The organism is Polaribacter sp. Hel1_33_78 (assembly GCF_900106075.1).
Lineage (GTDB): Bacteria > Bacteroidota > Bacteroidia > Flavobacteriales > Flavobacteriaceae > Polaribacter.
In genome coordinates, this window is sequence record NZ_LT629794.1 from 1,014,281 (window position 1) to 1,035,722 (window position 21,442).

Below are 21,442 nucleotides of genomic sequence, written 5' to 3' on the forward strand. Positions count from 1 at the left end.
TTTTAAAAGTCTTGCAAATTTAAGGATAAATCATTAATTATAAGATTGTTTTAAATGTTAAAAGTTGAGATTTCTCTCAACTTTTAATAATTATTTTTTATTTGGAATTGGAGGTGGTCCATCAGGTACAATTGCCTTATAAACCGCATCCCCTTTTCTTTTTTTGTATTCATCTTTTACTTTCGTAACCAACTTAGGGTTTTCAAATAAATCGAGCATGGTCATAGACATTGCTTTAGAAGCATAAATCATTCCTTTATGGCCAATACTCATTCCGCCGCAAGCCACAACAGCCCAGGAATGCCATGGAGTATCTTTAGGTGCAGTAGTTACACCAAGATTAATATTAGCAACATTCCAACTTACATCTCCTACATCTGTTGAACCACCGCCTGGGTGCTCTCTCGTTTCTTCTAAGGGGTTTATCTTACTATCCATTCCAAGTTGCTCTTTTCCAGTAACTTCTTGAATTTTTTTACCAAAAGAAATTTCATCATTGGTATAAGTAATCGGACCTAAGAGTTCTAAATTATTTTGCATAATTTCTCCTCCAGATCTATTTACAAGAACTTCATATATTCCAGAAATCAAAGATACTTTATACTCTACATTCGCTAAAATTGCTGCTCCTTCAGCCATTTCAACTGCTCGTTTGTATACAGGCATCATTCCAGAACGCTTTGTGTCTCTCACTCGCATCCATAATCTGGAATAGTCTGGAACTACATTTACAACTTGCCCTCCGTCTTGAATATGATAATGCATTCTTACCGTGGGTCTAACATGCTCTCTATAATAATTGATCCCTGCCGTATATAATTCTAAAGCATCAGAAGCACTTCTACCGTTCCAAGGATCTGCAGATGCATGAGCAGCTTGACCAAAAAACTCTATCTTAAAGTCTACTAAAGCTAACGAACTTTGCACATCTGCTTGAATAGATGCAGAAGGGTGCCAACTGATATTTACATCAACATCATCCCATAAACCGGCCTTAACCATCCAAATCTTACCAAAGAATTTTTCTTCTGATGGAGTTCCGAAAAATTTAATTGTTCCTTTAATTTTACCTTGTTCAATGAGTTCTTTTATTGCAATGGCAGCTCCTAAACTTCCAGAACCAAATAAATTATGACCACAGCCATGTCCATTTCCCTTTTCAATTAAAGGGTCTTTGGTAGGTTTTGCTTTTTGAGATATTCCTGGTAAGGCATCAAACTCTCCTAAAACACTAATTACGGGACTTCCGCTTCCGTAAGTTGCTACAAAAGCAGTAGGCATTCCTGCAACACCTTTTTCTACACTAAATCCATTTTTTTCAGCGTAGTCAGAAAGAATTTTTGATGATTGTGTTTCTTCAAAAGCAGTTTCAGCTAATTCCCAAATTGAATCGCTAATTTCGATAAGGTTCTGTTTATGTTTTTCTATAGACTTGATCAATTGTTTTTTATTTTTTGACAACTTTTGACCTTGCACAAATGGAATTGTAAAGGATAGAAGTAAAAAAAAGATGATATATTTTCTCATAATTAAATTGGTTTCTTCAAATATACAAAAACTTGACTTAGAGATAACGATACCAATATGGAGTGTAGAAAAAAAAATTTACGAAAATTTTAGTGTTGGTCTGAACATAAAAAAAACACAAATTGTTCTAATCCAAAAGCAAAGCTTTTATCTTATATGCATTTGAAACTTCATTTTTTAAAATGAAGATCTATTATAAAATGAAATTAGAGTATTTTTTTAGGAATCACTTTTCTTGTCCAAGTTTTAAACCGTTTGTATTTTCCTACTTTAGAATCAGGATTAAACGTTGCGGTGGTTTCCCATGAATTTTCTGGTTTAAATTCTTCTTCCATACCTTTTAAAACTCCTTTTGTAACTTTTTCAGAATCAACAATAACAATACATTCTGTATTTAAATTAGCACTTCTTGGATCTAAATTAAAAGTACCAATTACGGTGGTTTTACCATCAATAACCATTGATTTTGCATGCAAACCGAAAATCGGTTTGTGTTTTAGTTTTACTTGTAATTCTCCAGTCATTATTCGAGTTCGCTCTGCTGCATCTGGTCTAAACTCAAAAATTCGAACCCCAGTATCTAGTAATTTTTGTCTATCCGATTGATAGCTACTAAAAGCCTCTACATTATCTGTGGATGCCAAACTATTGGTTAAAATTCTAATTTTAACTCCACGATCTGTTGCATCCTTAAATAGATTTTGACTTAATTCTGTGGTGATTAAATAAGGGGTTTGAATTTCTATGGATGATTTTGCGTTTTTCACTAAATTAAGCAGCGCTGATGTAGAATTTCCGCCACCTGTAAAGCTTTCTGTTTGATTATTTTTACCTGGTATATCAGAAATGAATTCTACATTATCCAACCAAACAAGACCACCAGAATTTTTAATATTAGAAAATGCTTTCGGTAAATTTTTTATTCGGTCTCTTATTTGCGGCCAAAAATTCTCTGGGTTGCAAGCATATTCATGAAGATTTTTAAAAGGATTTTCTAAAGTGCTATTTTTTAGCTTGTCTTTAATAACTATTCCTGCATCTGCACTCAATGGACTATTCCAAAATGCATTGAAAGATTTTTTCACTTCACCAGATTCTTTTCCAATCAAAAGAATATCTCTGTCTCGAAAATTGTATTCATGGTCATAATCAAAGTATTCATCTGCAATGTTTCTTCCACCAGTAATAACAACTTTGTCATCAACAATAAAGGTTTTATTGTGCATTCGTTGATTAGCAGACTTAAAATCAGTTGTGAATTTCCCTAATTTTTGAAATATGTTTTTCCCTAAATTAACTCCAGGATTGTAAATTTTTACTGAAATATTTTTATGAGAACTGAACAGTAAGATATCTTCTGCGTCCGCGTCTACCATAATATCATCGACAATAATTCTTATTTTTACTCCACGATCAGCAGCTTTTACCAAATAATCACAGGCAATAAGACCTACATTATCGGTAGAAAAAATAAAGTATTGAATGTCAATCGTTTTTTCTGCATATTCAGTTAACCAAGCTCTTGCTACCATAGAGCCACTGCCATCTTCCAAAACATAAACACCCGTTTTGTTTTTCATTAGGTCAGATACATCTTCTAACTCTTTAGTGAGAGTGGTGGTCTCATTTCGGTGAATACTAGAACAGAAATCTGTTTCTAATAAAGGTGGTTTTTTTTCAGAACAAGATATAAATACCAAAAATGCAAGGATATAGATTTCTTTAATTTTAAAAATAGTATTCATTGTAAGTGTTTATTTAAAGATTATGTTCCTTATCTATTCTTGAATCTGGCTAAAATTCAAGCTATTTTATGCTTTGTATTGGTAAAAATGTAATTTTTTTTATTCTTCAGCAATACTATCAATTAAAATAGTGATTAAATCAATAGCAGCTTGCGCGATTTTCGTTCCTGGACCAAAAACACCAACTGCTCCGGCATCAAATAAAAATTGGTAATCTTGAGCAGGAATTACCCCGCCAACAATCACCATAATATCTTCACGTCCATGTTTTTTGAGTTCTGCAAGAACTTGAGGAACTAATGTTTTATGACCTGCTGCTAAAGAAGAAATGCCTAAAATATGCACATCATTCTCAACGGCTTGTTTGGTTGCTTCTTTTGGCGTTTGAAACAAAGGGCCAATATCCACATCAAAACCTAAATCGGCATAACCCGTTGCAACAACTTTGGCACCTCTATCATGTCCATCTTGACCTAATTTGGCGATCATAATTCTAGGACGTCTTCCTTCTAAATCAGCAAATTGATCTGCTAATTTAGAGGCCTTTTTAAAGAGTTTATCGTCTTTTATTTCTTTACTATACACACCAGATATGGTTTTTGTAACTGCTTTATGTCTGCCGAAAACAACTTCTAAAGCGTCAGATATTTCGCCTAAAGTAGCTCTTTTTTTTGCTGCTATTACCGCTAAACCTAATAAATTTTCTTCACCTGATTTTGCAGCATTGGTTAAATTTACTAAACATTTTTCAACTTCATTGCTATTTCTGTCTGCTTTTAACTTGTTTAACCTTTCAATTTGAGATTTACGAACTGCTTCATTATCCACTTCTAATATATGTAAAGGATCTTCTGTTTTAAGTTGATATTTGTTGACACCGACAATTACGTCATTACCACTATCAATTCTTGCTTGTTTTTTTGCTGCAGCTTCCTCAATACGTAATTTAGGAATTCCTTTTTCAATGGCTTTGGTCATGCCTCCTAGACTTTCAACCTCTTTGATTAAGTTCCATGCTTTGTCTACAATTTCTGCAGTCAGTTGTTCAACATGATAACTTCCGGCCCAAGGATCAACTGTTTTTGTAATATGTGTTTCTTGTTGCAGGAATATTTGTGTGTTTCTGGCAATCCTTGCCGAAAAGTCGGTGGGTAAAGCGATGGCTTCATCCAAGGCATTTGTGTGTAAACTTTGCGTACCACCAAAAACGGCAGCCATAGCTTCTATGGTTGTTCTAGCGACATTATTAAAAGGATCTTGTTCTGTTAACGACCAACCACTAGTCTGACAGTGTGTTCTCAAAGCTAACGATTTCTGATTCTTTGGATTGAACTGTTTTACTATTTTTGCCCACAACATTCTTGCTGCTCTTAGTTTTGCGATTTCTGTAAAATGATCCATACCAATTGCCCAAAAGAAAGATAATCTTGGAGCAAAAGAATCAATATCCATGCCTGCTTCAATTCCTTTTTTGATATATTCTAATCCATCAGCTAAGGTATATGCTAATTCTATTTCAGCAGTGGCGCCAGCTTCCTGCATATGATAACCAGAGATAGAGATGGAGTTGTATTTTGGCATATTATTGCTGGTATACTTAAAAATATCAGCAATAATTTTCATAGATGGAGAAGGTGGGTATATGTATGTGTTTCTAACCATAAACTCCTTTAAAATATCATTTTGAATGGTTCCAGAAAGTTGTTCAGGTGCAACTCCTTGCTCTTCTGCGGCAACAATATAAAAAGCTAAAATGGGCAAAACTGCACCATTCATGGTCATAGAAACTGACATTTTATCCAGAGGAATTTGATCGAATAAAACCTTCATATCTTCCACAGAATCTATGGCAACTCCGGCTTTACCAACATCTCCTTGCACGCGTTCATGATCAGAATCATAACCTCTATGTGTTGCCAAATCAAAGGCAACAGACAGTCCTTTTTGACCTGCTTCTAAATTTCTTCTATAAAAAGCATTGCTTTCCTCGGCAGTAGAAAATCCAGCATACTGCCTAATTGTCCATGGTCTTCTTACATACATCGTGGAGTAAGGGCCCCTTAAGTTTGGTGCAATTCCTGCAACAAAATCTTCATGTTTGAAATTTTGTAGGGGTTCTGATATAGAACTTTTTAGTTTGATATGTTCAACCGGTTTTCTAGGCATTTTCTTGGGATAACCTTTCTTTTTCTTGATTTTCAGAAAGACGTTTTCTGTTAATTGGTATCAGTAATGTTTTTATATTTCGTTGTTTTACAAAGGGGTATAATTCTAAATCAGATTTCATTTGATCATTTTTATTCTGCAGTAGGTTTGTACCCAATAAAACAATATTTTTATTTTTAAAATTATCTTCTTCTTTTAAAGCACTTTCGTTTATTTTCTTTTGAATGATTCCGGCTTTTAATTGATGTAAAAACCCACCTGCTTTTTCTATTTGTTTAAAAAGAGTTAGTGCATTTTCTGCTAATTGTTGTGTAATCGCTTCGATATAATAAGCGCCATCAGCAAATTTTTGTGCTTCTTGTAAATAACTTTCCTGTTGTAAAATCAGAAGTTGATTCCTCGCAATTCGTTCGCCAAATTCATTTGATTTATGATAAATAGCATCATACGAAACATTAGAAATTGTATTTGACCCGCCTAAAATTCCGCTCATAGATTCAGAGGTAGTACGTAACATATTTACGTTATAATCATACAATGTCTTGTTGCGCAAACTTGGTTGTGAAAAAATATGAGTTTCATTATTTTTTATATCATATTCATTTAAGAGTGTTTCCCATAAAATTCTAAAAGCTCTTAATTTTGCAATTTCAAAAAAATAGTTACTTCCCGCAGAAAATGTAAAATGAACTTTAGGACCAATATCCTTACCAAAATAATTTAAATATTCATTGGCATGCGCAAGTGTGTATGCTAGTTGTTGGGTAATTGTTGCTCCTGCATTTTGATATAAATCACCAGAAACTGATATACAATTTTCGGCAGAATGAACAATGGTTTCTAGCTTTTTATAATCACCTTTTAAACTGACAAACCAATTACCGCTTTCAGCTAAATTACCAATGATATCCGTTTGGAAAAAACAGTTTTCTGAATTGCAAAAATTAGAGAGCTCTATTTGAAAATCAGCATCTAAAAAAGTAAATTGAAAATAAGTTGTTGTCGAATTTAAATTGACATTATTTAAAACTTTGTGATAATCAAACTTTTTTGAAGCTTTAAATTGAATCGCATTTGCGCCTCGCTTCAAAGCATCCAAAGCTAAAGAGTTTGCTATTTTTTCGTTATCAATAAAAATAGTTTGACAAATATTGAAACCTTTTTCTGGTAAGTTTATTTGTGTGTTTGTTCTGTCTTCTTTGGTATAAAAAGGTTTTACAATAATACCTTCATCAGTTTTCCACAGTAGGGTTTTATTATAATCTTCGCCTTTTAAGTCTACTTGAATTTTTTGTTTCCATGCAGCAGCAGATATTGGTTCAAACTCATCAAATAGAAAAGTACTCATTATTTTTTTATAGTGTCAAATTCAATAATATAGATATCTTCGTTTTCTTTTTTCATTAAATATTTTTCTCTAGCAAAACGCTCTAATTCCAAAGAATCTTCTAGCTTTTTTATAGTCTCTTTGTCTTTTGAGATTTTACCCTCGTAAAATGAAATCGTACTTTCTAAGTCTTTAATTTCTTTGTCAAATTTTCGGTGAATAAAATAGGAGTTTTCATCAAAAAAAAGCATCCAGATAATAAACGGTATTAAAATAACTACAAAAATATTTGTAAGAATTTTAAAGATAGGACTTTTTTTTAAGCGTTGAAAAAAACTCATTTATAGACGTTCATTGATTACACTTCTTACCACATCAATAGCAACAGTATTGTATCGGTCATTCGGGATTATGATGTCAGCAAAGTTTTTTGTAGGCTCAATAAATTGTTGATGCATAGGTTTTAAGGTGGTTTGGTAACGATTTAAAACTTCATCAATATCTCTGCCTCTTTCTGTAATATCCCTGCGGACTCTTCGTATTAAACGTTCATCGGTTTCTGCATGTACAAAGATTTTTATATCAAACAAACGCCTTAATTCTTCGCTATTAAAAATTAGAATGCCTTCAACAATTACTACTTTTCTAGGATGTGTTTTTACAGAATCCTCGGTTCTATTGTGTGTTACAAAAGAATAAACAGGTTGTTCTACAGTTTCTCCTTTTTTTAAAGCTTTCAAGTGTTTGATTAATAACTCAAAATCGATAGCTCTTGGATGATCAAAATTTATTTTTGTTCTCTCTTCATAAGAGAGATTAAGCGTTTCTTTGTAATAAGAATCTTGCGAAATCACGCACACTTCGTCAGTTGGTAACTGTTTTATAATTTGATTTACAACGGTTGTTTTTCCGCTGCCAGTTCCTCCTGCAATTCCAATAATTAGCATATAAGTTTGATTGTTTTTTTTGATAATTATACTACTAAAATAATAAAGATTTTACAAAGTAGTAAAATTATTAATTTTTATGTCTTGCGCTTTTAAATCGAACATTAAATTATACAAACCAAAAAATGTTCTATTCATATAAATAAAATGTTTGGAACCCCTGCTTGCGTTGTAAGATCTTAATTCTGTATTTTTAGAATAACGTTCACCAAATTCTGATATTTTTCCAAAAAATGCTGCATCAGAAAAATCAAAGATTTCTTTGTGAAAGGGCTGTGTGAAAATTGAAAGCATTTCATGAAACATGGCGCTGAAAAATTCAAACTCTTCCTTGCTATCCTCTTTACTCAATATTTCTAGTTCAAACATTTTTTCCTCAAAAAGAACTTTATCAGAAAGTGTTTCTTTTTTTGCCAATACAAAATAAGGATTGTAAAACTCTAAAGGAATGGTTTTCATGCAACCAAAATCTAGTGCAATTAATTTACCTTCTTCAGAAACTAAGAAATTTCCAGGATGAGGATCTGCATGCACTTTTTTTAAGTTATGAATTTGAAACATATAAAAATCCCATAATGCTTGACCTATTTTATTTGAGGCTTCCTGATTTGTTGAAGTATTTGTATATTCTGATAAATGAACACCTTGCATCCAATCCATAGTAATAATTTGTTTGGATGACAATTCTGGATAATAATTAGGGAAATCAAGATTTGGAATATGTTTACAAGCATTCACAATTTCCTGACTTTGCTGTACTTCTAAAATATAATCTGTTTCTTCTAATAATTTATCTTGAACTTCAAGGAAATAGGCGTCGGAAGTTTTTCCTTTCATATTAAACATTCTAATAACAAAAGGTTTTAGCAAAGCTAAATCAGATTTTATGCTATCTGAAACTCCGGGGTATTGAATTTTAACAGCCAGTTTTTTACCCTCTCTTTCTGCTTTATGCACTTGACCAATGCTTGCAGCATTATAAGCTTTAACATTAAATTTATCATAAATTTCAGATGGAAATTTTCCAAAACTCTTTTTAAACGTTTTTAGAACTAAAGCCTCAGATAGTGGAGGTACAGAAAATTGGGCTAAAGAAAATTTTTCTACGTAGGCTCTGGGTAAAATACTTTTTTCCATACTCAACATCTGAGCAACTTTTAAAGGACTCCCTTTTAAATCTTTTAGGCTGTCGTAGATGTCTTCGGCGTTAGACTCATTTAATTTTTTTCTCGCAGTTTCTTCAGAATTGGTGATTTTGTCACCGTAATATTTCAAATAATTTACACCAACTTTTGCACCTGTCTTTACTAATTTTGATGCACGCTGAATTTTCGTAATCGGAATTTTACTGGCTTTTTTCATACTTATTTAGTACTTTTTTTGAATTTTTTCTTTGTAAACAAACTTACCCAAGTCAAAGGCGTTTTTTAAAAATTTGTTTTCTATAAGTTCGAAGCTCGTATTGATTGATTTTTCTATTAAAATATCTGTTTTTTCAAAAGAATCTGAGGTGTCTTCTAACCAGAATTGTATGGTTAAATATAATTGAATCCAAGCGGATTCGTTGATGAGTTTTTTTTGTGCTTTTTCTAAACCTTCTATGGGTAAAATACTTTCAGACAAATCTAAATTATCGATATAAGCAATAAAACTTTTCTTTAGACTAGAAAGAGTATTGAAAGATTTAAGTTGATTTTTACATCCTTTTAAGGCAATTAGTATGTATTCTCTGTTTAAGTTTAAATTTTCGAAAAAAGTAAAATAAAAACTAATAAGTTTGTTCTTTTTGTCAAAAGAAACAAATTCTTCGCTCTCACTTAATACTTCTAAAGAATTTTTGAAAAGTTCTTTGAAAATTGCCTTTTCAACTTTTTTTAAAGATTTAAAATGTAAATAAAAATTACTTTCTTCTAAATTTACTATTTGACAAAAATCTTCTATATCTTCTGGTTTTGTTTGGTTTTCTATAACAAAATCCATGTATAATGTTAGGATGTCAATTTTAGAAATGTTGTGCTCTTTTGTCATGTTTAGATTTATACAACAAAAATACAAAAGGTTTTATGTTTAAAATAGAAACGAAGTATATAAAAACAAAAAACCAAGTTAAAATTTAACTTGGTTTTTAGAATTGTGGAGTCTGATGTTTATGCAAATATTTGCGTAAATCTTTTTTTACCTTTTACAAAATGATTTTTGTAAGTTTCTAGGGCGTCAAAAACCAAATTTTGTTGATTTTCTAGTAGCTTAACACTTCCTTTTAAGGCTTTGCTAGTAACGTTTTGCCATTGACTTGCAATAGTAATGGTTTCTGTAACTAATTCTTCTGTTGTGTTTAAAGCGTAATCATTTGCAGTTTTGACAGATGTTTTTGCAGTTTCGACAACATTATTTACTTTTTCTGTAAAGTTTACTTTTTTTATTTTTTTAGTGCTCATAATATTTTCTTTTAATAATTTTTAATGATTATAACTCTCCTTTTAAAGCTAATTCTGCTTGCGCTTTCCAAGCAGCTAAATCATAAATTTTTGCATTGATTCCTGAATCATTTAATAAGTTAGTTAAGTCTTTTACTGTTAATTTTGAAATTTGAACATAGGCTGTAATATTTAAATCATTCAAACTTTTCTCTAATACAGGACCGATTCCTTTAATAACTTTTAAATCGTTAATAATATCTGTCTTTTCAACTACTATTTTTTCTTCGGCTACCTCTTTTTTAACTACTGCTTTCTTTTTTGGAGTTGTTTTTTTTGTTGGCGTCTTTTTGCTAGTACTTTTTTTTGTTTTTGCTCCCGTTACATCTTCAACTTTGTCTTTAACATCATCAATGATGTCCTCTGTATAGTCTTCAATTTTATCCTTTACATTTTCAATAGTATCGGAAATATTCTTTTTTAATTTAGCAGACATCTTTTCTGCTTTCTGAACTAATTTATTATTAGAAACTTCTTTCTCAATTTTATCTTTCATTACTTCAGCTTTCTCAACTAAAGGATGTTCAGTAACTTTTTTCTTAGCTTTTTCAACCATTTTCGGATCGTATCCAACCAAAGTTTTCAAACGTCCTGTGCTATTTTCTAATTGCCCTTTAATAGATTCAGCAGTTTCAACAACCAAATTAATTTGCTGTTTTGTTAATGGTTCTGCTTTCTTTATTAATTTAGCAGTTAATTTCTGCCATTTTTCACCAGTTTTTACTGTAGTTTCAATAGCGTTAAAAGAAGCGTCAATTAAATCATTATTTATTTTTTTAACGATTGCTTTTGCTTTCCCTAGTGTGTTTTCTTTTTTTGACTTTTTAGTTGCCATAATATTGATGTTTAATTTTTATTAATATTTATACTGCAAATATAATTTGTGCGAGTTACAAATGAGTTGCAGGTTAGTTTTTGCTTAAAAAATCTAAAGTTTTATTAAGGTTTGCCCAAATCATTTCTTTTCTTTTTTCAAGATTATTAAAAAAACGGTCTTGTTGTTTAGCAGCGAAGTTAAAACTGCTTTTTAATCTTTTAGAAGTTATTTCTTGTAAATTTTCTGCTGTATCAAGTGCTTTTAAAAACACTTTTTCGGTAGCTTTTAAAGCAAGTTGATTCATCTTTAGTGTATCCTCTGTATGATTAATTTTAGAAATTGTTTTCATCCTTTTTTATCTTCTATTAATTTTAATACAAATATAAAAATGTGCAGTTGCAGATGAGTTGCAGTTAATGTAACTAATTAGTATTTAGTTTATTAGTTCTATTTCTTTTAACAGTTGTTTAGTTTCGGGAAGAGGAGCGATTCCGTATTCTTCTTCTAGAATCACTTCGCATTTCATATATGTTTTTATGGCTTGAGGTCTGTTGCCTTTGGCTATATATGCGCGCATTTGTATTCTGTAGGCATCCTCCCAAGTTGCATCGATGGCTAATGCATTTTGCGCTAAACGGATGCTTTCTAGAGGGTTTTCTTTAAGAATAATTTCTGCTAATGTAATATACGTTCCTAAAACCAAAAGTTGCATTTTTTCCCTTTCTCCAGAGGTCCAGTCTTCATAAATTCTATTCGGTAAATAAGAACCTTTATATAAGTTTAATGCTGCTTTATAGGCTTGTTTTGAAATAGTGGTGTCTACTGTTAGTGCTTCATTACCTATAATAATATACTTTTCTAAAGCTTCAACATCGATCCAGACTTTTTCCAGATCAATCTGATAACTAACTCCTTGTCGTATAATATAGATAGCTTCCATTCTAGAAGCTCTTTCTGGTTCTAAAACTTTATTAATTCCATGCAGTGCTACTTTAAAATCACGGTCATTCCATTCTTCCCATAAACCATCAATGATTTTTTCTTTATGAAGGGCATTCCGTTGGCGATTAGAAATTAAATACTGTAATAATTGAATGGTTTTATCTCTTCCCCATTCTTTAGAGTCTATTTTTTCGTGATTTCTCCAAACACAAAAATTACCTAATGTTTCAATGCGAATTTGAGCATTTGCTTGAAAATTTTGTAAGGCTAATAGTTTTGGAAGAAATTCTGACATCGCGTTACTATTTTTTCTTTATAGTATCAAATTTTGTTGAAAGCTTTTGAATTTCTGCAGATAAAGCGGCTATTTGGCTTTGTATTTTGTTGAAATCAGATCTAGAAGCGTTTCTCCATTGATCAATATGTACTTTTTCTGAAATTTCTTCACCGATGGTAATTATTTTATCTTGAATTTCATCTTGCAGATGTGTAAACTGTTTTTTAGGATCTTTTAAAGTATTTCTAATTACTTTCGGTCCAACATCCTTAATAGTTTTCCACATAGAGAGACTTTTATGAATGATACTTTCTTGCTCTTCAGAGCTTTCATGTTTAGTAGCTTCTTCAGTTAGTTCGCCTAATTTTTGTTGCATAAAAGAAAGGGCATCATTAAAATCAGAAAAGCGTTGTTCCTCACCATCTTGAACATGTGAAATTTTTCCACGCCATTGTACTTCAGATTCACCATTTTCTTCAAAAATTCGTTGTTGAAAACGCACCAAAAAAGAAGCTGTTTGTTCTTGTTTTTTTGTCATTTTTTTTAATTTTATCCAGGTTCTTTTTCTGAGCCTATTTCATATTTCAGTAAGCCTCTAAAAGCTTCATTTACAGTATTTCCTTCATATAGGACTTTGTATATTTCTTTAGATATGGGCATATCAACATTGTATTCTTTAGCCAGTTCCATTATAATTTTGGCTGTTTTAACGCCTTCTGCAACTTCACTCATTTCATTAATAATTTCCTCTAGGTTCTTGCCTCTTCCTAATTGAAATCCAACATGATGGTTTCTGCTTTTTGCACTAGAACAAGTCGCCACTAAATCTCCCATGCCAGCTAAACCAGCAAAGGTTCTTTCTTTGCCTCCCATAGCAGTTCCCAATCTTGTTAATTCTGATAACCCCCTTGTAATAATTGCAGCACGTGTATTATCCCCGGCATTTGCCCCATCTCCCATTCCTGAGGCAATCGCAATAATATTCTTTAAGGCTCCACCTAGTTCGCACCCAATAACATCAGAATTTGTATAAACACGAAATAAACCAGAACTAAAAACAGATTGTAATCTTGAGGCAATTGTATTATCAACCATAGCAATTACGGCGGCGGCGGCATTTCCGAAATGTATTTCTCTTGCCAGATTTGGGCCGGTTAAGACGCCTGCAGGATGACCAGGCATTAACTCTTGAATGATTTCGGTCATCCTCATTTTTGTACTAATTTCTAATCCTTTTGCTAAGTTTATAATTGGAATCCAGGGTCGAATGTGAGGTTTTGCTTCTTCTAGTACTTTTCTAAAACTTTGTGCTGGAACCCCCATAACAATCACATCAGCTTCCTCCACAGTTTCTTTTATCGAATTTGATGCTTTTAAAGAGGTTGTTAGTTTAGCATTTGGTAAATACTTTTCGTTTGTATGATATTCGTTGATTTCTTCCACAGTTTTTGAGTTTCTAGCCCAAATAATAGTTGAGCTGTTTTTTGCGGTTAAAGAAGCAACAGTAGTTCCCCAAGAACCACCGCCTAATAATCCAACTTTTAGTTTCATAAAATCTTATTTTGGTAGTTAATTTTCCAATTCTTTTAAATACAAATCTCTTACATCGTTTACGTATATATCTATATGTTTTGGTTTCCATTCAGAAGTGTCAACAGGATCAAGAACAACCACTTCAATATGAGTTGGTTTAAACATTTTGGTTCCTTTTGGCATCGCCATAAATGCATTTTTTATTACAATGGGCACAATTGGAACTCCTGCATTCATGGCTAAATGAAATGCTCCTTTTTTAAATTTACCTAATTTTTTACTTCCGCTTCTAGTACCTTCGGGGGCAATAGCTATAGATGTTCCGGTTTTTAGAGCTTCTACGGCAGGTTTCATTGCGGCAATTGCCTTTTTTTTATCAGAACGATCAATAAAAATTGCACCCATAGCTTTAAAAACAGGTCCCAAAGGGGTATACTCTAATTCTTTTTTAGCAACACCTGCAATGTCTTTTCTCAATATTTTTAATAGGATGAAAAAATCGGCTGAACTTTGATGATTAAAGCAGAAAACTGCCGGTCTATGGTCTTCTAAATTATGTTGTCCGCGTATTACAATATCTAAACCAGCTAACTTAGTCCCTAGATCACCAATACTTGCTATCGTTGTATTTGCGCCTTCTCGTCTAGACATGGAAAGCGATCCTGAAACCAAGCCTTTTAAGGCAGATGGATAAATACTCGCTGCTGCTAATCCAGTTCTTAATCCGTTCACAAAAGGGATTCTTTTGTTTTCTTTAAAACGAAGAATTTTCCAATCGTTTTCAAATGCTAATTGCGATAATTTATGATCAGGATTCGTTGCTATTGGTTTTCCAACAATTTCTAAAAGGGGATAATCATCGATACTATCTGTGTAGAAAAAACTTTTTGACAAATCAATATTATTTGTTTTTGCAAATGTTCTTCCAGCTCTGGCTTTTCCTTCAGACCAGCACATTTCTGAAATTACTCCGGTAAATTTCCCTTTTTTGACTTCCATTTTTGTGCAAAAAATATCTTTAATACCCAATTCATTCGCCACAGGAGTTACTTGATAGCTCGTGGCGGCAGAAATAATAACAACTTGATGCCCTTTTTCTAGGTGTGAAGCAATTAAAGTTTTTGCTTCTGGATAAATTGTATTTGCTAAATGATCGTGATAAACTTCTTCACCTAAATCAATAAATTGTTTCTCTTTGATACCTTTTACGCCTAAAGCAGAAATTTTTGTGAGTGTTTCAAAGTCTCTATTTCCTGCGGCATACACCAAAATTGTTGCAAATTGCGAAAGCAATTCTTTTGCAGTAGATTTTCCGCTTAGCAAGCGTGATTTTAAAAATTGTTTAGCAGAAAAATCATTGATCAAAGTTCTGTCTAAATCAAAGAAAGCAGCTATGTGTTTTCCTTCTTCATCTTCAATAATCCTTTCTGGAACACTAGCTAAATCTGCTCCGGGAACAACTTTTCTTTCTTCAGTTTCTGTATTGATAGACTTCTTTGTGTTTACAATTTCTATTTTTTGTAAAAAATGTAAGCGATCTGTAAGATTCTCTAATAGATTCATCCAAATATCTAATTCTTTGAAATTTATTTTTTTATTAAAGGGCGTAAGTTTGCTATTTTTTGCGAGTCTTAATGCGCTTATCAAAAAAGGTTTAGAGATACTTTCTAATCTACTAATTCTATTTTCCCAATGTAATTCTTTCCCTTTAAAAAGACATAATTCGATAAATTCAGTATCAGAAAATTCATCATCTAAATCCCAAGTATTCAATGTATGGCATACGACTTTGTTGGCTTCTAGATAAATAAGCAATAACCCTTTAGAAACAAACATTTCTTGCTTTGCTAATAAATTTTCTATATCTCCATTTGGATCGCTAAGGATTGCTCTCCAGTTTTGATCAAATAAAGTTAATTCAGCCTCAATTTCACTGCTAAATTTTGGTTTGTTTGTATAGAAAAATTCAAACTTGAAAAGGTTTCGAAGACGCATTATTTCTTTCCAAAAAGAGATAACTCTATCAGTCGTTTTTTCGTCCTTTATTTTAACCAAAGCCATTTCTATAAATGCTCTGTGATATAAATGGGCAGCAGCCATATTTGCATAATAGGTTGCTGGTAAAAATTCAGTCGAAGATAAACTATATTGTGTTTTATAACCGGCCTTATTTTTCTGAATAATACCAGAACTTTGTAATAAATTTAGTGCTTTTTGGACGGAGGCACCTATGCTTTTTCCACGTTCAATTAACACATCTTTCTTTCGTTGTTCAAGATAATTCATCAATCTAATAACATTGAATTCTATTTCTTGTTTTGTAAGCGAAAAATTGTTTAACAGTACATTACATACTAGAGAAACTGTCGTTACTGGAGTGATCATATTTGCTTTATGAATCAACTCAAAAGCAAAACGTGGCAACGTATTTTTATCTGAATAACTGTCTTCTTCAATATCTGGAATTATGGCATTGTGATGAGCATCGGCATCAACAGGTTCACCAAATCTAATTGCTGCTTTTCCGTATTCATTGCCTAGCTTTCTGAAATAGTTGATAAAGGTGCCAATATCTTCGGAGTTTTTTGTTTTTCCTTTCCCTTCTTCCGTCATTTCTTTTACATCGGGAATCAGATCGTATACAATAGAAACTGGCACATACTTTATATTTCTTGTACTTGCTTGCTCACCTTCCATGATGTATTTTAAAATCCCCATTTGTGGATACACTATTTTACCAGTTCTAGAGCGCGTCCCTTCTATATTCCAGGTTAAGTGATCGCCGTTTTCAATCATACAAGAAATATAATGTCTTAAAGCTGCTTTGTAGATTGGGTTGTCTTTAAAACTTCTTCTGATAAAAATTAAACCCGAATTTTTCCCGAGTTGTTTAAAACCAGGAACGGCTAAATTAATGCCGCCAAAAGTATATGGAATAGGCATTCCAAAACGAGCTAAGGTGGTTATTAAAACAACGGTGTCTAAATATGTCTTATGTGTTAAAATAAATGCAACAGAGTTTTGTCGCATTAATTTCATGAGTTTTTTTATTTCTTTAGGATCAATATCTATCTTATTATTATATGCTTTGGATAGCATAAATTGGAATCCTTTTACAGAAAGCATTTTTGCTATTGGGTGTTGTTGTGAAAACAACTCAGCAATACAATCTGATGCTTCTTTTTGAACTTCAGAAAACTCTAACTTTTGCTCTTCAGCAATTTGTTTAAGTTTTTCTTGAAATTTAGAATGATTGATAATGTTTTGTATACTATGCTCCATAATCATCAATTAACAAAGAGGTTTTTAAATTTTGATAATCCTTTTTGTTCCCAAAATTCTGGAAAAAATAAAGATTCTATTTTTGGTAAAAATCCTTTAGGTTTTTTTCCAGTAATGGTAGCATTTAGTGCGTTGGCAACAGTCAATAAAACAGAAGCATTTGCTCCCATTCCACAATGACTTCCAAAGACCTCTATATTATTAATATCATGTCTTAGTGTTTCTGCTTCCATACAATGTTTCCATGGCAATAATCCGTCCGTTTTAGTGTAAATACAAGTGATAGGAACCTCAGGAATTAATTCGAGTTCTTTTAAAAATTTGGCATTCCTTTCTTTCAGATGTCTGCCTCGTAAAAATTCTAAAATTTTTACGAGGGGTGTTTTCATGTTTTTAACACCCCAAACAGGGGAGCCAATTGTAACTAGTTGCTCCACTTTTTCTGGGTATCTATTCGCTATTATTTTTGCAAAAATACCACCACCACTCCAGCCAACTAGACTAACTTTTTCTTGGTGTCGCTCATAAATATCATCTAATTTTTCAATCAGTTTTGGTAAAGATTTTGAATTGATTGTATTGACACCTAAATCCCATTTATATGTTATAAATCCTACTGATTTTAAATAATTTCTTACAAATGTTGTAGATAAATCATTTCCTAGATAAGGAGGCATTAATAATACAGGTTTGTTTTTACTTTCTTTATGTTTCGGTATTATTGGGTAAATACCAAATATTGTAACCCATTCTATAATACATCTTCCTTCTAGAACCATATTGAAAAGGGGAGGAGCATCTATCCTCCGATTGATAACTTCTACAAAATCCACAAACTTTTTTAGTACTTTTTGTGATACTTCATTCGTTCCATTTTCCAAAGGAACAATATCATCAATCCTTTTAAGAACGATCTCTAAGGTTACATAATCTCTATCTGGCCCAAAATCTTCACAAACAGAAATGCAATCGTATAGTAAAGTATTAACCTCTTTTACATTTAGCTCTTTGTCGTCGATAAGTCCAATAATCATTTTTTCAAAAGGATGATTTTCAAACTTTTGAATGACTACTTTTTTTGCTTCTAACAAATCCATACCTTTTGTTAGCACAACTTTGAGAGCTAATTCAGTAAAAGTTTTATATAACGTCTTATTTTTTTCCATTTATCTTAAGCTTGAATCGTTTGTTGCAGCCAGTTTAAAAGATCTTTTTCAACTTCTATTTTATTAAGTTCATTTAGCATTTCGTGCCTGCCTCCTTTATATAATTTTAAAGTCAGATCTTGGATAGCTGCCCTTCTATATTTAGCAGCAACTTTTGATACTCCTTTTCCCATTTCTCCGACAGGATCTTGATCACCAGAAAAAATAAAAATAGATAAATTTTTTGGGGTATTAACAAAAGTTGTCGCGCTGTTAACTTTCTTACTTCCTTTTAAAATATCTAAAAAGATACTCAAAGAAAAATCCTCAATCCTTAAAGGATCTTCTTGAAACAGATCAACTTGTTTTTCATCCCGACTAATCCAATCTACTTTTGTTCTGTTAGGTTTAAATTTTTTATTGAATTGTGTGAAAAATAAATTTTTAAGCAATTCATTACTTCTATGTTTTCCGTTTATTTTTCCTAAAAATTTTGCGCTTAAAAGCCCAAAATTGCCCAGTCTTTTCATAAAGCTAGCAGTTCCTGATAAAATTAAAGCCTCTAAATCATTACCGTATTTTGCAGCATATTCTCTGCTTAGTAAGGAGCCCATGCTATGTCCAAACAAAATTATTTTTTTATTTGGATGTTCTTTTTTGATGATTTCTGTAAGTTGGCGCATGTCATTTAATGCATCAGAAAAATAATCATCACCATCATAAAAACCTAAAAAGTCATCATTTTTTGCTGATTTACCATGAGCTCTATGATCATTAGCATAGACTTCATAACCTGCATCTTGAAATGTTTTTGCTATGGGTTGGTATCTGCCTGCATGTTCGCCAACTCCATGTGAAATTTGTATAATTCCTTTTAAAGCAATGTCTTTGTTGGAAGGCCACTTGTAATAAAAAATGGTCACATCGTCAATAGTTTTATATGTGTTTGTCGTAAAACTCATCAATTAATTTTCTAAAAATTTAGACAGTAATTGTGTTAACTTTTCTGTGTTCTTTTTAGTTCCAGATAGTTTTATTCTTTCTTGAATTAAAACTTCTTCTAATAATAACTTCTTTTTATAAAGATTAAATAAAGTAGTATCCTCTATTTCTATTTTTACTAAAGGTTTCACTGTTTTTTTCTTTCTTATGGCAACAGCATCTTTTAGGACTTCAAGTTGATAATTAGCTTCGTTTTTATTTAAATCTAGCTGAAAATCATATTGGCCGATGGCTTGTTCTCTTAATTTTTCATGCTCATTTAAAAATTTTTTAAAAGCCGAAAAGAAAGCCATACTTTTTTTCTTTTCAATCTTTGTAGTGGTTTTTTGTTTTCCTTTTGTTAAAATGATTTTTTCTAATTCATTTGCAGATTCTCTGATATATCTAGAAAACTTATCCGCGTCTGGCATTGTTTTAGCATCAGAAGTCGTTGTAATAGAAACGATACCATTGTAACTAAATGCGGCAATAATCAATCCAAACCCATCTAAAACCGGAGTTAATCCAAAAATACCAACAATTTTATGACCTTTTAAATACAAAGGGTTTTGTGGTCCAGGAACATTCGTAATGGTAACATTAAAGGGTGGTCTGTGAAATTCTTTAATATTGTATCTCGTGTACAAACCTGCAGCTAAATTTGCTAATCCAAAAGGAACTGCATCTGCCATTTTAGAAAGGGCTTTTGCACCAACAGCTTTATGTCTAGATTTACCCATGTTAGTTTGCTCCTGAATATATTCTAAACGTTTAATAGGATCTTTAATGTGCGTAGCAATTTTAACTAACATATTAGAAATCTGATTGTCCATTTTTTGTTTATCTCCTTTTACACGAATAGAAATTGGGACATTTGCAACCAAAGGTTGAACTGGTAATTTTTCTTTTTCTTCTAAATATTTTCTGATTCCACCTGCACAAATAGCTAAAATTAAATCGTTAACACTAACGTCCATGATTTTACGCAGCGTATTTATTCTATCAAAAGCTAAAATTGCAGTTCCCCAAGTTCTTCTTGGAGATACAGATTCATTAAAAATGGTTTTAGGAGTAGAAAAAGAATTTTTATGAATTGACTTTTTACTATTCAATTGACTCTTCATTTTTCCTTTGAGTAAAGAAAATGCAGTTTCACCAATTAATTTAGGAACTTTTAAAGGATTTTTAAAAAAGCCGTAAGAACTTTTTAGTAATAAACTAATTCCGTCAGGCAGAGGTTCTGGCTCATATGGTCTTGTTGGAGCAGGTTTTTTGTTTTTATCTTCCTTGTTTTTATCAAATAAAATTCCCATAATTCCAACGCCAGAGCTTCCATCAATCATCACGTGATGAATTTTAGAGACAATAGCAATAGAACCTTTAGGGACTTGTGAAACTTCATCTAAGCCTTCAATAAAACTAATTGACCATAAGGGCCTTCTTAAGTCTAAGGGGCTGCTAAAAATAGCGGAAGTCATTTCTCTTAATGTCTTCCAGTTTGATGGGTCAGGAAGTTTTAATCTATTGATATGTAAATCAATATCAAAATTTGGGTCATCTACCCAATAAGGGTAGTCTAAATTTAATGGAACATTTAAAAGCCTCTTTCTGAACTTTGGAATTAAATGAAGCTTGGAAGCCACTATTTCTTTAAAATCATTAAACTCAATAGATCCTTCTACTATTGTTAAAGTTGCAACATGCATTGGGCTTGATGGAGATTCTGCATATAAAAATGTTGCATCTTGCCCAGATACTTGCTGAATAGAAACGTCTAGAGCATCTTGTAAAAGATCTTTTATTATCTTTTTGGCCATGTATTTTTAAAATTTATGTATTCGAAGTGACAAGAAAATTTGATTAAAAAATTTTTGGTTTAAAATTTTCTACACCCTGCAAGATAAAGAAATTTAGTTAGATTTTCTAATCTGAAAGTAGTAGAATTTTAGGGATGTTTATTTAAAAAGAAAGTCTCAAAAAATATTTTTTTGAGACTTTTAAAATTTGAGCCGATGGAGGGACTCGAACCCACGACCTGCTGATTACAAATCAGCTGCTCTAGCCAGCTGAGCTACATCGGCGTTTAAATTTGAGAGGGCAAATAAAGAGCAAAAATTGATATATTACAAGATAAAATTGATTTTTTTTTGATAAAAAAAAGGCTTAACAATTGAAGGTGCAAATTGAAATAATATTTTGCTTATAATATATTTTATCTGACTACTGTTTTCATACAAAGAACATATTAATTATTAATTAAAAACACACTGGTACAT

General features: G+C 31.9%; 18 protein-coding genes and 1 tRNA gene. All 19 read right to left on the reverse strand.

Annotated features, from left to right (window positions below; translation table 11 throughout):
* Positions 1 to 90: 90 nt before the first annotated feature.
* Positions 91 to 1,527, reverse strand: coding sequence for an amidohydrolase (locus BLT88_RS04325; protein ID WP_091953232.1), 1,437 nt, complete (start codon positions 1,525 to 1,527; stop codon positions 91 to 93).
* Between the two features lie 206 nt (positions 1,528 to 1,733).
* Entirely contained in the window at positions 1,734 to 3,272 is a 1,539-nt protein-coding gene (locus BLT88_RS04335) for a phospholipase D family protein (protein ID WP_091953235.1), read from the reverse strand.
* 99 nt (positions 3,273 to 3,371) lie between these two features.
* Complete coding sequence (scpA, locus tag BLT88_RS04340) at positions 3,372 to 5,438, reverse strand: methylmalonyl-CoA mutase (RefSeq protein WP_091953237.1); 2,067 nt, start codon at positions 5,436 to 5,438, stop codon at positions 3,372 to 3,374.
* Positions 5,431 to 6,786, reverse strand: coding sequence for a methylmalonyl-CoA mutase subunit beta (locus tag BLT88_RS04345; protein ID WP_091953238.1), 1,356 nt, complete (start codon positions 6,784 to 6,786; stop codon positions 5,431 to 5,433). Before BLT88_RS04345 ends, scpA begins: the two co-directional genes overlap by 8 nt.
* Positions 6,786 to 7,106, reverse strand: coding sequence for a septum formation initiator family protein (locus BLT88_RS04350; protein ID WP_036785011.1), 321 nt, complete (start codon positions 7,104 to 7,106; stop codon positions 6,786 to 6,788). The genes BLT88_RS04345 and BLT88_RS04350 overlap by 1 nt, the downstream gene beginning before the upstream one ends.
* Positions 7,107 to 7,712, reverse strand: a complete 606-nt coding sequence (gene udk / locus BLT88_RS04355; protein WP_036785012.1) for a uridine kinase — start codon at positions 7,710 to 7,712, stop codon at positions 7,107 to 7,109.
* 51 nt (positions 7,713 to 7,763) lie between these two features.
* Complete coding sequence (locus tag BLT88_RS04360) at positions 7,764 to 9,074, reverse strand: AarF/ABC1/UbiB kinase family protein (RefSeq protein WP_091953240.1); 1,311 nt, start codon at positions 9,072 to 9,074, stop codon at positions 7,764 to 7,766.
* A 6-nt stretch (positions 9,075 to 9,080) separates the two neighbouring features.
* On the reverse strand, positions 9,081 to 9,740 hold the full coding sequence (locus BLT88_RS04365; protein ID WP_091953241.1) for a TetR family transcriptional regulator C-terminal domain-containing protein: 660 nt from the start codon (positions 9,738 to 9,740) through the stop codon (positions 9,081 to 9,083).
* Between the two features lie 119 nt (positions 9,741 to 9,859).
* Positions 9,860 to 10,150: a hypothetical protein gene (locus BLT88_RS04370; RefSeq protein ID WP_036785019.1), complete on the reverse strand. Its 291-nt coding sequence runs from the start codon at positions 10,148 to 10,150 to the stop codon at positions 9,860 to 9,862.
* Between the two features lie 28 nt (positions 10,151 to 10,178).
* Positions 10,179 to 11,024: a hypothetical protein gene (locus BLT88_RS04375; protein WP_091953243.1), complete on the reverse strand. Its 846-nt coding sequence runs from the start codon at positions 11,022 to 11,024 to the stop codon at positions 10,179 to 10,181.
* 73 nt (positions 11,025 to 11,097) lie between these two features.
* Positions 11,098 to 11,355 carry a hypothetical protein gene (locus tag BLT88_RS04380; RefSeq protein ID WP_091953244.1) on the reverse strand — a complete coding sequence of 86 codons (258 nt, stop codon included), beginning with the start codon at positions 11,353 to 11,355 and terminating at the stop codon, positions 11,098 to 11,100.
* An 84-nt stretch (positions 11,356 to 11,439) separates the two neighbouring features.
* A complete protein-coding gene (locus BLT88_RS04385) occupies positions 11,440 to 12,243 on the reverse strand; it encodes a bacterial transcriptional activator domain-containing protein (protein ID WP_091953246.1) in 804 nt (267 codons plus the stop codon).
* A gap of 7 nt (positions 12,244 to 12,250) precedes the next feature.
* The gene (locus tag BLT88_RS04390; RefSeq protein ID WP_091953247.1) at positions 12,251 to 12,763 is read right to left on the reverse strand and encodes a hypothetical protein; all 513 of its coding nucleotides are present in this window, start codon (positions 12,761 to 12,763) and stop codon (positions 12,251 to 12,253) included.
* Positions 12,764 to 12,774: 11 nt separating this feature from the next.
* On the reverse strand, positions 12,775 to 13,776 hold the full coding sequence (locus BLT88_RS04395; RefSeq protein WP_091953249.1) for an NAD(P)H-dependent glycerol-3-phosphate dehydrogenase: 1,002 nt from the start codon (positions 13,774 to 13,776) through the stop codon (positions 12,775 to 12,777).
* 18 nt (positions 13,777 to 13,794) lie between these two features.
* Positions 13,795 to 17,040 (reverse strand): HAD-IB family hydrolase, encoded by a 3,246-nt coding sequence (locus tag BLT88_RS04400; protein WP_091955648.1) that lies wholly within the window; start codon positions 17,038 to 17,040, stop codon positions 13,795 to 13,797.
* Positions 17,041 to 17,045: 5 nt separating this feature from the next.
* The gene (locus BLT88_RS04405) at positions 17,046 to 18,206 is read right to left on the reverse strand and encodes an alpha/beta fold hydrolase (RefSeq protein WP_036785032.1); all 1,161 of its coding nucleotides are present in this window, start codon (positions 18,204 to 18,206) and stop codon (positions 17,046 to 17,048) included.
* Positions 18,207 to 18,211: 5 nt separating this feature from the next.
* Positions 18,212 to 19,147, reverse strand: a complete 936-nt coding sequence (locus BLT88_RS04410) for an alpha/beta hydrolase (protein WP_091953250.1) — start codon at positions 19,145 to 19,147, stop codon at positions 18,212 to 18,214.
* 3 nt (positions 19,148 to 19,150) lie between these two features.
* Positions 19,151 to 20,983 carry a wax ester/triacylglycerol synthase family O-acyltransferase gene (locus BLT88_RS04415; protein ID WP_091953252.1) on the reverse strand — a complete coding sequence of 611 codons (1,833 nt, stop codon included), beginning with the start codon at positions 20,981 to 20,983 and terminating at the stop codon, positions 19,151 to 19,153.
* A 190-nt stretch (positions 20,984 to 21,173) separates the two neighbouring features.
* Positions 21,174 to 21,247: transfer RNA gene (locus BLT88_RS04420), tRNA-Thr, on the reverse strand.
* Positions 21,248 to 21,442 lie beyond the last annotated feature (195 nt).

Coding starts and splice junctions, on each gene's coding strand:
- BLT88_RS04325 (WP_091953232.1), bottom strand. CDS start 1,527: ATGAGAAAATATATCATCTTTTTTTTACTTCTATCCTTTACAATTCCA.
- BLT88_RS04335 (WP_091953235.1), bottom strand. CDS start 3,272: ATGAATACTATTTTTAAAATTAAAGAAATCTATATCCTTGCATTTTTG.
- scpA (WP_091953237.1), bottom strand. CDS start 5,438: ATGCCTAGAAAACCGGTTGAACATATCAAACTAAAAAGTTCTATATCA.
- BLT88_RS04345 (WP_091953238.1), bottom strand. CDS start 6,786: ATGAGTACTTTTCTATTTGATGAGTTTGAACCAATATCTGCTGCTGCA.
- BLT88_RS04350 (WP_036785011.1), bottom strand. CDS start 7,106: ATGAGTTTTTTTCAACGCTTAAAAAAAAGTCCTATCTTTAAAATTCTT.
- udk (WP_036785012.1), bottom strand. CDS start 7,712: ATGCTAATTATTGGAATTGCAGGAGGAACTGGCAGCGGAAAAACAACC.
- BLT88_RS04360 (WP_091953240.1), bottom strand. CDS start 9,074: ATGAAAAAAGCCAGTAAAATTCCGATTACGAAAATTCAGCGTGCATCA.
- BLT88_RS04365 (WP_091953241.1), bottom strand. CDS start 9,740: ATGACAAAAGAGCACAACATTTCTAAAATTGACATCCTAACATTATAC.
- BLT88_RS04370 (WP_036785019.1), bottom strand. CDS start 10,150: ATGAGCACTAAAAAAATAAAAAAAGTAAACTTTACAGAAAAAGTAAAT.
- BLT88_RS04375 (WP_091953243.1), bottom strand. CDS start 11,024: ATGGCAACTAAAAAGTCAAAAAAAGAAAACACACTAGGGAAAGCAAAA.
- BLT88_RS04380 (WP_091953244.1), bottom strand. CDS start 11,355: ATGAAAACAATTTCTAAAATTAATCATACAGAGGATACACTAAAGATG.
- BLT88_RS04385 (WP_091953246.1), bottom strand. CDS start 12,243: ATGTCAGAATTTCTTCCAAAACTATTAGCCTTACAAAATTTTCAAGCA.
- BLT88_RS04390 (WP_091953247.1), bottom strand. CDS start 12,763: ATGACAAAAAAACAAGAACAAACAGCTTCTTTTTTGGTGCGTTTTCAA.
- BLT88_RS04395 (WP_091953249.1), bottom strand. CDS start 13,776: ATGAAACTAAAAGTTGGATTATTAGGCGGTGGTTCTTGGGGAACTACT.
- BLT88_RS04400 (WP_091955648.1), bottom strand. CDS start 17,040: ATGGAGCATAGTATACAAAACATTATCAATCATTCTAAATTTCAAGAA.
- BLT88_RS04405 (WP_036785032.1), bottom strand. CDS start 18,206: ATGGAAAAAAATAAGACGTTATATAAAACTTTTACTGAATTAGCTCTC.
- BLT88_RS04410 (WP_091953250.1), bottom strand. CDS start 19,147: ATGAGTTTTACGACAAACACATATAAAACTATTGACGATGTGACCATT.
- BLT88_RS04415 (WP_091953252.1), bottom strand. CDS start 20,983: ATGGCCAAAAAGATAATAAAAGATCTTTTACAAGATGCTCTAGACGTT.